Annotated in this window: 9 protein-coding genes; 3 read left to right on the top strand and 6 right to left on the bottom strand. The window is 69.8% G+C overall.

What is annotated here, in order from left to right:
* The first annotated feature begins 134 nt into the window (after nt 1-134).
* Together ACPCJR_RS00475 and leuB are read left to right on the top strand one after the other, a co-directional pair.
* Nucleotides 135-455 (top strand): hypothetical protein, encoded by a 321-nt coding sequence (locus ACPCJR_RS00475; RefSeq protein ID WP_391515139.1) that lies wholly within the window; start codon nt 135-137, stop codon nt 453-455.
* 125 nt (nt 456-580) lie between these two features.
* Nucleotides 581-1,690 (top strand): 3-isopropylmalate dehydrogenase, encoded by a 1,110-nt coding sequence (leuB, locus tag ACPCJR_RS00470; protein WP_391515138.1) that lies wholly within the window; start codon nt 581-583, stop codon nt 1,688-1,690.
* Nucleotides 1,691-1,801: 111 nt separating this feature from the next.
* Here the strand turns inward: leuB and zwf are convergent, their stop codons facing one another.
* From zwf to ACPCJR_RS00440, 6 genes are all read right to left on the bottom strand, one after another.
* Complete coding sequence (zwf, locus tag ACPCJR_RS00465; RefSeq protein ID WP_391515136.1) at nt 1,802-3,310, bottom strand: glucose-6-phosphate dehydrogenase; 1,509 nt, start codon at nt 3,308-3,310, stop codon at nt 1,802-1,804.
* 169 nt (nt 3,311-3,479) lie between these two features.
* Nucleotides 3,480-5,135: an efflux transporter outer membrane subunit gene (locus ACPCJR_RS00460; protein ID WP_391515135.1), complete on the bottom strand. Its 1,656-nt coding sequence runs from the start codon at nt 5,133-5,135 to the stop codon at nt 3,480-3,482.
* A gap of 13 nt (nt 5,136-5,148) precedes the next feature.
* Nucleotides 5,149-8,454: an efflux RND transporter permease subunit gene (locus tag ACPCJR_RS00455; RefSeq protein ID WP_391515133.1), complete on the bottom strand. Its 3,306-nt coding sequence runs from the start codon at nt 8,452-8,454 to the stop codon at nt 5,149-5,151.
* Nucleotides 8,455-8,641: 187 nt separating this feature from the next.
* Nucleotides 8,642-11,779: a multidrug efflux RND transporter permease subunit gene (locus ACPCJR_RS00450; RefSeq protein ID WP_391515131.1), complete on the bottom strand. Its 3,138-nt coding sequence runs from the start codon at nt 11,777-11,779 to the stop codon at nt 8,642-8,644.
* Between the two features lie 190 nt (nt 11,780-11,969).
* On the bottom strand, nt 11,970-13,364 hold the full coding sequence (locus ACPCJR_RS00445) for an MdtA/MuxA family multidrug efflux RND transporter periplasmic adaptor subunit (RefSeq protein ID WP_391515130.1): 1,395 nt from the start codon (nt 13,362-13,364) through the stop codon (nt 11,970-11,972).
* A 172-nt stretch (nt 13,365-13,536) separates the two neighbouring features.
* Nucleotides 13,537-13,758, bottom strand: a complete 222-nt coding sequence (locus ACPCJR_RS00440; protein WP_391515128.1) for a hypothetical protein — start codon at nt 13,756-13,758, stop codon at nt 13,537-13,539.
* A gap of 378 nt (nt 13,759-14,136) precedes the next feature.
* On the opposite strand from ACPCJR_RS00440, the gene ACPCJR_RS00435 reads away from it, so the two are divergent.
* Nucleotides 14,137-15,297: an aminotransferase gene (locus ACPCJR_RS00435; protein ID WP_391515126.1), complete on the top strand. Its 1,161-nt coding sequence runs from the start codon at nt 14,137-14,139 to the stop codon at nt 15,295-15,297.
* The last annotated feature ends 69 nt before the right edge of the window (nt 15,298-15,366 follow it).

The following is a 15,366-nucleotide window of genomic DNA, read 5'->3' as shown; positions in this document are numbered from 1 at the left end:
GGCTTCCCCCGCGCGATCGAACCGATCGCGACCCGCGAACCTCGATCGTCGTCAAGGGCATGATCCTCGTGAAAGGATTGGCTCACCAACGGGGATTAGCCTGCGCGTTCGATCGATCGAGAGGGCATTCATCGATGCGTAGCGGTCTCTCAGCACCACCCGCCGGCCTGTCGGAGGTCTCCCGCCTCGCGACGCTGCTGGCCGATCAGGCGCTCGACGCGCAGATCATGAGCCGTCCGATTCCCGACGACCAGATCCGCGCGCTCATGGAGGCCGCCCTGCTTCTCGACGAGTACGGCCAGGAGCTGCCGCCGCTGCTCGGGCAGATCGTGCACGAGATCGGCACCGCCGCCTCCGCCAAGCCGGCGCGCCCGGGCCGGCGCCCGGAGGAGGACGAGGTCGGGCGCATGGCCTGGATGCTGCGCCCGTTCCGCTCCTCCAAGCGGACGAGCTGAGGGCGAACCTCACGGAGATTCGTGGACTTGCAGCCGCCCATCCGCCCCGATAGAGCCGCGGGCTCGATCAGCGACGCGCCGCATCCGCGCGCGAGACCGCGCGCGATCATCCCGGAGGCAGCCCGATGACCACCTACAAGCTTCTGCTCCTGCCCGGCGACGGCATCGGCCCCGAGGTGATGGCCGAGGTGGAGAAGGTCGTCGGCTGGCTCGGGCGCGCCGGTCTCGGCTCCTTCGAGATGGAGCGCGATCTCGTCGGCGGCGCGGCCATCGACGTGCACGGCAAGCCGCTCGCGGACGAGACGCTGACCCGGGCCGACGCGGCGGACGCGATCCTGCTCGGCGCCGTCGGCGGGCCGAAGTGGAACGGCGTGGCCTACGACATCCGCCCCGAGGCGGGCCTGCTGCGCCTGCGCAAGGATCTCGGCCTGTTCGCCAATCTGCGTCCGGCGATCTGCTACCCGGCGCTCGCCGACGCCTCGGCGCTCAAGCGCGAGCTGGTCGAGGGCCTCGACATCATGATCGTGCGCGAGCTGATCGGCGGCGTCTATTTCGGCGAGCCGAAGGAGATCACCACGCTCGCCGACGGCTCGAAGCGGGCGGTCGATACGCAGGTCTACACCACGGCCGAGATCGAGCGGATCGCGCATGTCGCCTTCGACCTCGCCCGCAAGCGCTCCGGCCGGGTCGCCTCGGCCGAGAAGAACAACGTGATGAAGACCGGCGTCCTCTGGAAGGAGGTCGTCACGCGCGTGCATGCCGAGCACTACCCGCAGGTCGAGCTGGAGCACGTGCTCGCCGACAACTGCGCCATGCAGCTGGTGCGGCGCCCCAAGCAGTTCGACGTGCTCGTGACCGACAACCTCTTCGGCGACGTGCTCTCGGACGTGGCGGCGATGCTCACCGGCTCGCTCGGCATGCTGCCCTCCGCCTCGCTCGGCGCGGTGGACGCGCGCGGCACCCGCAAGGCGCTCTACGAGCCGGTCCACGGCTCGGCTCCCGACATCGCCGGCAAGGGTTTTGCCAACCCCATCGCGATGATCGGCTCGCTCGCCATGTGCCTGCGCTACTCCTTCGGCCTCGGCGAGGCGGCCGACCTCGTGGAGGGCGCGATCACCCGCACGCTGGCCGCGGGCACCCGCACCCGCGACATCGCCGGCGAGGGCCAGACCGCCGTCAGCACCGCCGAGATGGGCGATGCGATCCTGCGCGAGCTGGAGACGCGAGCGGGCTGAGAGGCCGGAGCCCCTCACCGTCATCGCGAGCGTCAGCGAAGCGATCCTGGGCCGCGACATCTCCGGAAAGGCTGGATTGCTTCGCTTCGCTCGCAATGACGGCGTGTCAGTCTATCCCTCTCCGAGCGGCAGCCACGCCCGGCCGTCGCGGGCCAGCAGGTCGTCCGCCGCCTTCGGTCCCTCGCTGCCCGCCGCGTAGGGCGCCACGGGTGCGTCCTTCCAAGCTTTCAGCAGCGGCTCCACGGCGGCCCAGGCCGCCTCGATGGTGTCGGCGCGCTGGAACAGGGTCGTGTCGCCCCTCATGCAATCGTAGAGCAGCGTCTCGTAGCCGACCGTCGGGGCCGGATCGAAGAAGTCGCCGTAGCGGAAACCCGTCTCGATCGCGGCGAGATGCATCTGCGGGCCCGGGCGCTTCACGTTTAGGCGGGTGGCGGAGCCCGGCTCCGGGTCGATGCGAAGCCGCATCACGTTCGCGTCGAGTTCGGGCGCGTCCTTGCTCTGGAAGAGCGGGAAGGCCGGCGGCTTGAACTGCACCGCGATCTCCGTGCGCCGGCCGGCCAGGCGCTTGCCGGTGCGCAGGTAGAACGGGACCCCGGCCCAGCGCTCGTTCTCGATCTCAAGTTTCAGGGCAACGTAGGTTTCGGTGCGCGAGGCCTCATCCACGTTCGACTCGTCGCGGTAGGCGGCGACATCGCTGCCCCCCTCCTCGCCCGCTCGGTACTGGCCGCGCACGGCGTTCTCGGGGGTGACGGGCCGGATCGCCTTGACGAGCTTCGTCTTCTCGCCGCGCACGTCCTCGGCGTCGAAGCTCGCGGGCGGCTCCATCGCCGCCATGCAGAGCAACTGGAACAGGTGGTTGGGCACCATGTCGCGCAGCGCGCCCGTCGGCTCGTAGAAGCCGCCGCGCGCCTCGACGCCGATGGTCTCGGCGGCGGTGATCTCGACGTGATCGACGTGCTCATGACGCCAGATCGGCTCCAGCATCCGGTTGGCGAAGCGGATCGCCAGGAGGCTCTGGACCGTCTCCTTCCCCATGAAGTGGTCGATCCGGTAGAACTGGCTCTCCTCGGCCTGGGCCAGGATCGTCTTGTTCAGAGCGCGCGCCGATTCGAGATCGGAGCCGAACGGCTTCTCGATGATGACGCGGCGGAAGGCACCCTCCGCTTCCTTCAGCAGACCCGCCCGGCCCAGCCCCTCGACCACGGGGCCGAAGAAGCGGGCCGCCACCGCCAGATAGAACACGACGTTGCCCTTCAAACGCCCGGCGAGCGCGCGGTAGGTGGCCTCGTCGGTGAAGTCGCCTTGCGTGACGTGCAGGCGGTCCCGCACGAAGTCCCAGGCCTTCGGCTCGATGCGCTTGGCGTGGAACTCGGCCGAGGAATCCTTGGTGAAGGATTCCATCGTCGCACTGAGATCGTCGCGCCAGCCCTCGTCGGTCAGGGGGTTGTGATCGACGCCGAGCACGGAGAAGCCGTCCGCCAGGAGACCGCCGCCGGCGAGATTGTAGAGGGCCGGCATCAGCAGCCGCTTGGTGAGGTCGCCGCCGGCCCCGAAGACCACGAGGGTGCAGGGCGGGGCCTGCGGCGTGTCGGGCGTGTCGTGGACGCAGGCGTCGGGCATGGACGATCCGGAAGCTGCCGGCCGGGCCGAAGCCTGACCGCGGGAAACGCGGTTTCAACAGCACCGGGCGGCCCATGTTCCGGGATCGCGGGTCGGCCGGCCGTGATCGCGCGCGCTCACACGGCCGAAGCCCGTTCTCCCCGTCGTCGCGAGCGGGAGCGAAGCGATCCTACTCGTCGGTGCGCAGAGCAGTGCCCCGGTCGATCGGCAGGCGCGGACCCTTCAGCTCCTCGCCGGTCGGCAGGGCGCGGGCGTCCCAGCCGCCGCCGAGCGCGCGGATCAGCGCCACGGCGGTGGTGAAGCGGGTGAGCCGCACCTGCAGTGCGGTGATCTCGTTGTTGATGAGCAGCGCCTGGGCGGTGACGACCGTGGTGTAGTTCTGCGTGCCGGCCCGGTACTCGTTCAGCGCGATCTCGACCGCGCGGCGGGCCGAGGCCACCGCCTCGTCCTGCTTGGCCTGCTGCCGGGCGAGGATGCGCACGCCGGCCAAGCCGTTCTCGACCTCGCCGAAGGCCGTCAGCACGGTCTGGCGGTAATTGGCCACCGCCGCCTCGTAGGCCGCCCGCGCCGCCTGCAGCACCGCTCCGCGGGCGCCGCCGTCGAAGAAGACCTGGCTGCCCGAGGCGCCGATCGACCAGACGCGGTTGACCGCCGAGAACACCCCGTTGCTCGTCGCCCCCGAGATGCCGCCCGAGGCCGAGAGCGTCACGGTGGGGTAGAAGGCGGAGACGGCCACGCCGATCTGCTCGCTCTGCGCCTGCACCAGCCGCTCGGCCCCGGCCACGTCGGGGCGCCGCTCCAGCAGGTCGGAGGGGATGCCGACGGGCACGGCGGGCGGGCGCACCGGCAGCGGCGCGAAGGCGAGGCTGACCTCGGAGGGCGGGCGCCCGGTGAGGATCGCCACCGCGTGCTCGAAGGTCGCCCGCTGGAGATCGACGGCGATCAGCGAGGCCTGCGTCGTCTGGAGCTGGGTCTGCGCGGTGATGACGTCGGAGCGCGCCGCAACGCCCGCCGCGTACTGGTTCTCGGCGATGGCGAGGCTGCGCTTGAAGCCCTCGACGTTCTCCTCCAGCACGCGCTTGAGCGCATCCTGGTAGCGGAGCTGGAGATAGTTCGTCGCCAGTTCCGCCTGGAGGCTGAGACGGACCAGGGCGAGGTCGGCGGCCGAGGCCTGGGCCGAGGCGACGTCGCTCTCGATCTGCCGACGGATGCCGCCGAACAGGTCGAGCTCCCAGCTCGCCTGCCCCTGGAGCGAGACGGTGGTGCGCTCGGCCCCGAGCGCCCGGGAGCGGACGATGCTCGGTGCGCCGATCACCGTGGGGAACAGGGCGGCCCGCGCCTGCGCCACGACAGCACGGGCCTGATCGTAGACCGCGATCTGGGCGCGGAGATTCTGGTTGTCCACGTCGATGGAGCGGATCAGGCGGTCGAGGGTCGGGTCCTTGAAGACGCGCCACCAGTCGCCGCGCTCGGCCGCGTCGTTGGGATTGGCCGGGCGCCAGCCCTTCTGCGCCTGGACGGTGGCGAGGCTGTCCTCGCGCATTCCGCCCTGCTTGAAGCCGAGCGGCGTCTCGACGGAGGGGCGGGTGTAGTCGGGGCCGACGAGGCAGCCGGAGGTCAGCGCGGCGACCGCCGAGGCGGTGGCGAGGCGGAACAGCAGCCTGGACCTTACCCCTCTCCCCTCTGCGGGAGAGGGTGGACCGCGAAGCGGGTCGGGTGAGGGGCAGCGCGACGTCCGGAAACGTGGCTCCCCTCTCCCGCCCTGCATCCGCAGGGCACCCTCCCCCGCGGAGGGGGGAGGGTTATGGCGCGCGTCACGTCTCACGAAACGAACATCCTCACTCGGCGGGCATGGCCGCCGCTCCGCCCCGGCGGCGCTTGGCCCAGAGCCGGAGACGGTCGAGATACAGGTAGACGACCGGTGTCGTGTAGAGGGTCAGGATCTGGCTGACGACCAATCCCCCGACGATGGCGATGCCGAGCGGCCGGCGCAGCTCCGCCCCCTCGCCGCCCGCGACGATGAGCGGGGCCGCGCCGAGGATGGCGGCCAGCGTCGTCATCATGATCGGGCGGAAGCGCAGGATGCAGGCCTCGAAGATCGCCTCATGCGGGTTCATCCCCCGGTGCCGCTCGGCATCGATGGCGAAGTCGATCATCAGGATGGCGTTCTTCTTCACGATGCCGATGAGGAGGAACACCGCGATCAGGGCGACGATGGTGAATTCGGTGCCGGTGGCGAGCAGGGCCACGATGGCGCCGATGCCCGCCGAGGGCAGCGTCGAGAGAATCGTGAGCGGGTGGATGTAGCTCTCGTAGAGGATGCCAAGCACGGCGTAGACCGCGAGCAGGGCGGCGAGGATGAGGAGCGGCTGGCGCGAGGCCGAGTCCTGGTAGCTCTTGGCCGCGCCGGCGAATTCGCCGTGGATGGTCTGCGGCAATTGCAGATCGAGCATGGTCTGGTCGATCACGGCCGTGGCCTCGCCCAGGCTCTTGCCCGGCACGAGGTTGAAGGAGATCGTGGTGGCCACGAACAGGCCCTGGTGCGAGACCTGGACCGGAGCGTTGCCGGTCTCGAAGCGGGCGAAGGCCGAGAGCGGGACCATGGTCTCGCGGGCGCTCGACACCGGCGCGCTCGACGAGGCGCTGCCCCGGCTCGCGGCGATGGCGTTCGCGGCGGCGTTGCGCGCCGAATCGGCGGCGAGCGTCGCCGCCGTGTCGGTGGTGGAGGTCGCGGTCGTCGATTCCGTCGTGGTGCCACCCCCCTCGACCGTGCCGGCCACCGCGTTGGTGGTGGCCGAGCCCCGGGCCCGGCCGCCCGTGGTCGAGACGTAGATCGTCTTCAGCACCTCCGGGTTCTGCAGGTATCGCGGCGCGATCTCCATCACCACGTGGTACTGGTTGAGAGGGTTGTAGATCGTCGAGACCTGACGCTGCCCGAAGGCGTCGTAGAGGGTGTTGTCGATCTGGTCGGGCGTGATGCCGTAGCGGAAGGCGGTCGGCCGGTCGATCACGAGGCGGCTCTCCAGCCCGCCCTCCTGCTGGTCGGAGGTCACGTCGGCGAAGATGTCGGTGCGCTTCTGAAGCGCCTGGAGCAGCTTCGGCGAGGCGGCGTAGAGTTCCTCCGCCGTGTCGCCCTGGAGCGTGTACTGGTACTGGGCGAAGCTCTGCCGGCCGCCCATGCGCAGATCCTGGCGGGGAAAGAGGAACAGGCGCGCGCCCGCCACCTGGGCGAGCTTGGGCCGCAGCCGGTTCATCACCTTCTCGATGGAATCGCGCTGGCCGAGGGGCTTGAGCCCGACGAAGACGTTGGCCGAGTTGGTGCCGCGCCCGCCGGTGAAGCCGACGATGCTCTCCACCGCCGGGTCCGCCTGCACGATGGCGCTCGCCCGCTCCAGCTTGTCCTTCATCGACTGGAACGAGATGCGCTGGTCGGCCTGGATGCCGCCCATGAGCTGGCCGGTATCCTGATCGGGGAAGAAGCCCTTCGGCACGATGACGTAGCCGTAGACCGTGAGCCCGATCGCGATGAAGACGCTGAGCGCGGTCAGGCGGCGATGGTGGAGCGCGATGCGCAGGGTCCGCTCGTAGGCCCGCAGCAGCGCCTCGAAGCCGCCCTCCAGCCCCCGCAGCAGCCAGTTCGGGCGCTTGCCCTCGTGCGCCTGCGCCTCGGGCTTGAGGAGGAGCGCGCACATCATCGGCGTCGTCGTGAGCGAGAGCACGAGCGAGACGAGGATCGCCATCGACAGCGTGACCGCGAATTCCTGGAACAGGCGGCCGACGATACCGCCCATGAGCAGGATCGGCAGGAACACGGCGATGAGCGACAGGCTCATCGAGACCACGGTGAAGCCCACCTCGCGGGCGCCGGTCAGCGCCGCCTCGACCCGCGGCATGCCGGCCTCGATGTGGCGCTGGATGTTCTCCAGCACGACGATGGCGTCGTCCACGACGAAGCCGGTCGCGATGATGAGGGCCATCAGCGAGAGGATGTCGAGGGAGTAGCCGAGCAGCCACATCGCCGCGAAGGTGCCGACGATGGAGATCGGCACGGCCACCGCCGGGATCAGCGTCGCCCGCCACGAGCGCAGGAAGATGAAGGTGACGAAGATCACGAGGCCGATGGCGATGACCAGCGTTTCCTCGGTGCTCGCCAGCGAGGCGCGGATCGTGGCCGAGCGGTCGCCGGAGATGTTGAGGTCGATGTCGCCGGGCAGGGCCGCCTTCACCTGCGGGATCGCCGCGCGCACCCGCTCCACCGTCTCGACGACGTTCGAGCCCGGCTGCTTGTAGATGAACAGGATCACGCCGGGCTTGCCGTCGACGAGGCCGAGATTGCGCTTGTCCTCGACCGAGTCGACGACTTCGCCGACATCGGCCAGCCGCACGGCGGCGCCGTTGCGGTAGGCCACGACGATGTCGCGGTAGTCGGAGGCCTGCCGGCCCTGGTCGTTGGCGTAGAGCTGGTAGCGGCGCTCGCCGGCCACGATGTCGCCCTTGGGCGAGTTGGCGTTGGCCGAGGCGAGCCCTGCGCGGATGCCCTCCAGGCCGATGCCGTAGTGGAACAGGGCGGTCGGATCGAGCTCGACCCGCACCGCCGGCAGCGACGAGCCGCCGATATCGACGTTGCCGACGCCCTCGATCTGGCTCATCCGCTGCTGCACGATGGTCGCGGCGGAATCGTAGAGCTGGCCCGGCGTCAGGGTGCCGGAGGTCAGCCCCAGGATCAGGATCGGCGAATCGGCCGGGTTGAACTTGCGGTAGGTCGGGTTGGTGCGCAGCGAGGTCGGCAGGTCGGCGCGCGCGGCGTTGATCGCCGCCTGCACGTCGCGGGCGGCGCCGTCGATGTCGCGGTTGAGGCCGAACAGCAGGACGATCCGCACGGTGCCGGTCGAACTCGTCGAGGTCATCTCGTTGACGTCGGCGATGGCCCCGAGCCGCCGCTCCAGCGGCGCGGCCACGGTGGTGGCCATGGTCTCGGGCGAGGCGCCGGCCATCTGCGCCTGGACGAGGATGACCGGAAAGTCGACCTGCGGCAGCGGCGCCACCGGCAGGCGGACATAGGCGAACATGCCGGCCAGGAGCAGGCCGATGGTCAGCAGCGTCGTCGCGACCGGGCGGCGGATGAACGGTTCGGAGAGGTTCATGGCATGAACATCTCAAGACGAGCGCTACCTTCCCCCCTCTGCGGGAGAGGGTGGCCCCCGAAGGGGGTCGGGAGAAGGGCCGACTCCGCACCCTCCGGAAACGGCGCTCCCCTCTCGCGCCTGCTCCGCAGGCACCCTCCCCCGCAGAGGGGGGAGGGTTTGTGCGCCTCACCTCTTGTCCGCACCGTCACGGCACCGCCCCGCCCGGCGCCAGCCCGTCCCGCTCCCGCCGCCGCGTGATCCGCCGCTCCAGCCGGTCGAAGGCGAGATAGATGACGGGGGTGGTGAACAGCGTCAGAACCTGGCTCACGATGAGGCCGCCGGCGATGACGATGCCGAGCGGTTGGCGCAGCTCCGAGCCGACGCCGGAGCCGACGATCATCGGCACCGCCGCGAACAGGGCGGCGAGCGTCGTCATCAGGATCGGGCGGAAGCGCAGCAGGCAGGCTTCGTAGATCGCGTCGCGGGGCGTCTTGCCCTCCTCGCGCTCGGCCTGGAGCGCGAAGTCGATCATCATGATCGCGTTCTTCTTCACGATGCCGATCAGGAGCACGATGCCGATGATCGCGATGATGTCGAGCGAGAGCCCGAACCACATCAATCCGAGCAGCGCGCCGATGCCGGCGGACGGCAGGGTCGAGAGGATGGTGATGGGGTGGATGAAGCTCTCGTAGAGCACGCCGAGCACGATGTAGACGGTGATGATCGCCGCGCAGACGAGGAACAGCTCGTTGGAGAGCGCCGTCTGGAACGCGATGACCGAGCCCTGCGGCACCACGTTGAAGCTCGCCGGCAGGTCGATGGCCTTGCGCGCGGCGTCGAGCGCGTCCACCGCCTGTCCCAGGGCGACGCCCGGGGCGAGGTTGAACGAGACGGTGGTGGCCGGGAACTGGCCGAGATGGCCGATCAGCAGGGGCGCGCGGCGCTCCTCGATCTTCGCCACCGCCGAGAGCGGCACCTGCCCCGAGGGCGCGGTGGAGGACGGCAGGTAGAGGTTTTCGAGGGAGGCGAGCGAGGTGTGCAGCTTCGGGTCCGCTTCGAGGATGACCCGGTACTGGCTCGACTGGGTGAAGATGGTCGAGACGATGCGCTGGCCGAAGGCGTCGTAGAGCACGTTGTCGATCGTGGCCGGCGTGATGCCGTAGCGGCCCGCGGTGGCGCGGTCGATGGTGACGTAGGCGGCCAGTCCGTTGCCCTGGTAGTCGCTGGTGACGTCGGCGAGCAGCGGCGAGCGGCGAAGCGCCTCGACGTAGCGCGGCACCCAGGTTTCGAAATCGCCGAGATTCGGGTTCTCGAGGATCACTTGGTACTGCGTGGCGGAGACGGCCGTGTCGATCGTCAGATCCTGCACCGGCTGCATGTAGAGCCGCACGCCGGGCACCGTGGCGGTCGCCGCGTTGAGGCGGCGGATGATCGTGCTCGCATCCGCGCTGCGGGCCTCGCGGGCTTTGAGGTTGATGAGGAAGCGGCCGGAATTGAGCGTGACGTTCTGCCCGTCCACGCCGATGAACGAGGACAGGCTCGCCACGTCCGGGTCCTTCAGCACCACGTCGGCAAGCGCCTGCTGGCGCTCGGCCATGGCCTCGTAGGAGACGCTCTGGTCGGCCTGAGAGATACCCTGGATCACGCCCGTGTCCTGCACGGGGAAGAAGCTCTTGGGGATCACCACGAACAGCCAGGCGGTGAGCGCCACGGTGCCGAGCGTCACCAGCAGCGTCAGGCCCTGATGCGCGAGCACGACCCGCAGCGCCCGGCCGTAGAGCGCGATGACCCCGTCGTTGAGCCGCCGGCCCATGCGCGCGATCGGGCCCTCGCGGCGGGTGGCGGGCGTGTCGGCGCCGTGGGCAACGGGCTTCAGGAGCCGCGCGCACATCATGGGCACCAGCGTCAGCGAGACTACCGCCGAGATGACGATGGTGGCCGAGAGCGTGATCGCGAATTCGCGAAACAGCCGTCCCACCACGTCGGCCATGAAGAGCAGCGGGATCAGCACCGCGATCAGCGAGACGGTGAGCGAGATGATGGTGAAGCCGATCTCGCGGGAGCCCTTCAGCGCCGCCTCGAACGGGTCGTCGCCCTCCTCGACGTGGCGGGCGATGTTCTCGATGACGACGATGGCGTCGTCCACGACGAAGCCGGTGGCGATGGTGAGCGCCATCAGCGAGAGGTTGTCGAGGGAGAAGCCCCAGGCATCCATGGCCGCGAGTGCGCCGATCAGCGAAAGCGGCACCGACAGGCTCGGGATCAGCGTCGCGGAGAAACTGCGCAGGAACAGGAAGATCACCATCACGACGAGCGCGATGGCGAGCATCAGCTCGAACTGCACGTCGTGCACCGAGGCGCGGATCGTCGTCGTGCGGTCGGTCAGCGTGGCGATCGAGACCGAGGCCGGCATCGTCGCCTCGAGCTGCGGCAGCAGCCGCTTGATGCGGTCCACCGTGTCGATGACGTTGGCGCCGGGCTGGCGCTGGATATTGAGGATGACCGCGGGGGTGCGGTCGGCCCAGGCGCCGAGCCGGGTGTTCTCAGGGCCCTCCACCACGTCGGCCACATCGGTCAGGCGCACGGGGGCGCCGTTGCGGTAGGCGATGATGGCGCTGGCATAGACCGCCGGGTCGCGGACCTGATCGTTGGCGTTGATGGCGTAGGACTGGGTCGGCCCGTCGATGTTGCCCTTGGGCGTGTTGACGTTGAGGTTGGCGATCGTGGTGCGCAGGTCGTCGATGTTGAGGCCGTATGCGGCCATCGCCATGGAGTTGAAGCGCACCCGCACCGCCAGCCGCTGGCCGCCGCCCATGCTGACGAGGCCGACGCCCGCGATCTGGCTGATTTTCTGCGCAAGCCGCGTTTCGGCCAGATCCCGGACCTGTGTGAGGGGCATCGTGGCGGAGGTCAGCGCCAGCGTCAGCACCGGCGCGTCGGCCGGGTTGACCTTGGCGTAGATCGGCGGCGCCGGCAGGTCGGTCGGCAGCAGGTTGCCCGCCGCGTTGATCGCCGCCTGGACCGACTGCTCGGCGATGTCGAGGGGGATGTCGAGGTTGAATTGTAGGGTGATGACCGAAGCCCCCGCCGAACTCTGCGAGGACATCTGGTTGAGGTTGGTCATCTGGCCGAACTGCCGCTCCAGCGGAGCGGTCACGGCCGAGGTCATCACCTCCGGGCTCGCGCCCGGATAGAAGGTCTGCACCTGGATCGTCGGGTAATCGACGGCGGGCAGCGCCGAGACCGGCAGGTTGAGATAGGAGACCGCGCCGACGATCAGGATCGCCAGCATCGACAGCGTGGTCGCGACGGGCCGCAGGATGAAGATGCGGGACGGGTTCATGGCCGCGGTTCCGCACTGGCTACATCATCCCTCTCCCTTCCGCGGGAGAGGGTGGCCCCCGGAGGGGGTCGGGTGAGGGGAGCGCCGCTACCGGAGAGTTCGGAGCCGGCTCCTCTCCCGCCCCGCATCCACGGGGCACCCTCCCCCGCAGGGGGGGGAGGGTTTCTCGCTGCGTGTATCGTTTCGCGCATCACGGCGCCGGCCGCCGGCGTCCACGGCGCTCGTGGCTGCCCTCGGCGCTGCCGGTCTGCTCCGTCGTCGCCCCTGCCGCAGGCGTCCCGGGAAGCGTCGAACCGGGCGCGACGGCCGCCGGACCCGCGGCTTGAGGACCGGCCGTGTGCCCGACGACCCGCACCGGCGCGCCCTCGCGCAGGCGGTCGGTGCCGTCGGTGACGACGCGGTCGCCGGCGTTCAGGCCCGACAGCACCACCGTGTTCACGCCGTCGGTCTCGCCGGTCTTGATCGGGCGCACGGTGACCTTCTCGTCGCCGTCCATGAGGTAGACGTAGGTGCCCGGCGTGCCGCGCAGGATCGCGCCGTTGGGCACGAGCGGCGCGTTCTCGATGGTCTCCACCGTGAGGCGCGCGTTGACGAACTGGTTCGGGAACAGGGTCTCGTCGCCGTTCTCGAACATCGCCCGCAGCTTCACCGTGCCGGTGGTGGTGTCGATCTGGTTGTCGACGGTGTCGAGCCGGCCGGTGGCGATCTCGTGCTGGTCGCTGCGGTCGTAGGCGCGCACGGTGAGCGTGGCGCCCGCGCGCACCCGGCGCATCACCCGCGCCACGTCGTCCTCGGGCAGGGTGAACACCACCGAGATCGGCCGCAGCTGCGTCACGACTACGATGTTGGTCGAGCCGGCGGTGATGTAGTTGCCGAGATCGACCTGACGCAGGCCCACCCGCCCCTCGATCGGCGAGACGATGCGGGCGTAGGTGAGGTTCAGCTTCTGCTGATCGACCAGCGCCTGGTCGGCGGCGACCGTGCCCTCGTTCTGCTTCACCAGGGCGGCCTGGGTGTCGACGTTCTGCTTGGAGATCGAATCCTGGCGGTTCAGCGTCTGGTAGCGCTGGAGATCGAGCTTGGAGTTCTGCAGCAGTGCCTGATCGCGGGCGAGCTGGCCCTGATACTGCGCGAGCAGGGCCTCGTAGGGGCGCGGGTCGATCTGGGCGAGGAAGTCGCCCTCCTTCACCATCTGGCCCTCGCGAAATCCGATCTTGGTGAGGTAGCCGCTGATCTGCGAGCGGATCGAGACGGTGGCGAGCGGCGTCACCGTGCCGAGCCCCTGGAGCACCACCGGCATGGTGCCGGTCGTGACCGGCGCGATGCCGACCGCCTGCTTCATGTCGGCCGGGCGCCCGCCGCGACCCGGACCACCTTGGCCCGGCGCGCGGGCCGTCTCCTCGGCGGGCTTCTGTCTCGCGTCGTAGGTGCGGTGCGCGACCGCGCCGGCCCCGCCCAGGATCAGGAGCGCGAGCATCCAACGGCCCAGCCGGCGGCGCCGACGGACCGGCACCGAGGCCGGCACGGGATCGGCGACCCTGTATTCCCGGGCCGTCTCCCTGCGTATCGGCGAACTCTCGTTCATCCCTCACACTCGTCGACAGAAGTCCGAGCCCGAAACGCGGACCCGCTCGTGGGGAGCCCCGTGGCTCCGTTCCCGGCTTGGCGGTGAAGCGATCCCGGCCGACGCGCGCTCGCGGACGGAGGCCGGGCCGAAGCGGAGCCGGCCGCGAGGCTGACCGGGTAATACGGTGTTCCTAGGGCGACGACGTTTCCGGCGTATTGCTGGATCCCGCCGCGCCCTGCGGCTGATAGAGGCGGATCACCTCGCGAAACGAGGCATCCACCGGCGTCACCGGCAGCGCGAGACGCAGGCCCAGGCCGAAGACGCCGCAGCCGAGCGCGAGAAGCAGACAGGTTCCCAGACGCATGTTCCGCCGATGCCAAGCCCGTTCGCCGCGCCGGCCGCGATCGGACATGAAAAAGGCCGCCGAGTCGAGCGGCGGCCTTTTTCATTCTGCGACCGGACCGGCCAGCCACACTCGCGAGACGAGGGGGCGAAGTCCCTCAAGTGCGGCGGCCGGTCCGACCGTGGTCAGAACATGCGCTTACGACTGATGATCGTCAACATTCGTCACCCCCTGCTTCGCCCGCAAATCCCGGCTTTCCTGCCCATTCCGCAAGCTCATGTGCGTGAGCGCACCTTACAGGAAGCATCCCGCGAGAGCCTCGGCAAGTTTCTGCAAGACGCCTCTTGCCTGGGGCCATGACGATGCCATGCAGCGCCAAGTTCTTGTGGCGGCTCCCGTCTTGCGCCGAGCCTCGACGCCGCACGACCGGCGGGCAAAGACAGCTTCATGAATCACTTCGCGCACCCCGTCTTCGCCGACCTGCCGGAAACCGTGTTCGAGACGATGTCGCGCTTGGCCCGGCAACACGGCGCCATCAATCTCGGACAGGGCTTTCCCGACGGTCAGGGGCCGGACGACGTGCGGGCCGCCGCCGCCCGGGCGCTGGAGAGCGTCAGCAACCAGTACCCGCCGATGATGGGGCTGCCCTCCCTGCGCATGGCGGTCGCCGCGCATTACCGGGCGCATCAGGGCCTCGATCTCGATCCGGAGCGGGAGGTGATGGTCACCTCGGGCGCGACCGAGGCCCTGGCCGGCGCGCTGATGGCGCTGATCCGGCCCGGCGACGAGGTCGTGCTGTTCGAGCCGATGTACGACGCCTACCTGCCGCTGGTGCGCCGCGCGGGCGGCGTGCCGCGCTTCGTCACGCTCAAGCCCCCGCATTTCCGGATCGAGGAGGCGGCTCTGGCCGAGGCTTTCTCCGAGCGCACCCGGCTCGTTCTCCTGAACAACCCGCTCAACCCGAGCGCGACCGTCTTCGCGGGGGCGGACCTCGCGCTGGTGGCCGCGTTCTGCCGCCGCCACGACGCGGTCGCGGTCTGCGACGAGGTCTGGGAGCACGTGATCTTCGATCGCAGGCGCCACGTGCCCCTGATGGCCCTGCCGGGGATGCGCGAGCGCACGGTCAAGATCGGCTCGGCGGGCAAGATCTTCAGCCTGACCGGCTGGAAGGTCGGCTTCGTCATGGCGGCCGAGCCCCTCATGCGCGTACTCGCACGGGCGCATCAATTCCTCACCTTCACCACGCCGCCCAACCTTCAGGAGGCGGTCGCCTACGGCCTTGCCAAGGACGAGAGCTTCTTCGCGGCGATGCGGGCCGGGCTCAGGCGCTCCCGCGACCGGCTGGCGCGCGGCCTGTCCGACCTCGGGTTCACGGTGCTGCCGAGCGCGGGCACCTACTTCCTCAGCATCGACATCGCCGGGTTCGGCGAGGGCGACACCGCCTTCTGCGAGCGCATGGTGCGGGAGCACGGCGTGGCGGGCATCCCCGTCAGCGCCTTCTACGAGCGGGGCGGCGTGACGAACCTCGTCCGGCTCTGCTTTGCCAAGAACGACGACACCCTCGACGCGGCGATCGAGCGCCTCGCCGGCCTCGTGCGCGCGGGGTAGCGCGCGGCCGGCTGTTCCTTGTGGAACGGGAAAGGCGGGGCCACATCCTGTCCCATGAGCACGTCCGCC

The sequence above is a fragment of the Methylobacterium sp. NPDC097929 genome, from assembly GCF_049543375.1.
Lineage (GTDB): Bacteria > Pseudomonadota > Alphaproteobacteria > Rhizobiales > Beijerinckiaceae > Methylobacterium.
Note: the sequence above shows the minus strand (reverse complement) of the source record. Positions and strands in the feature narration are given on the sequence as shown.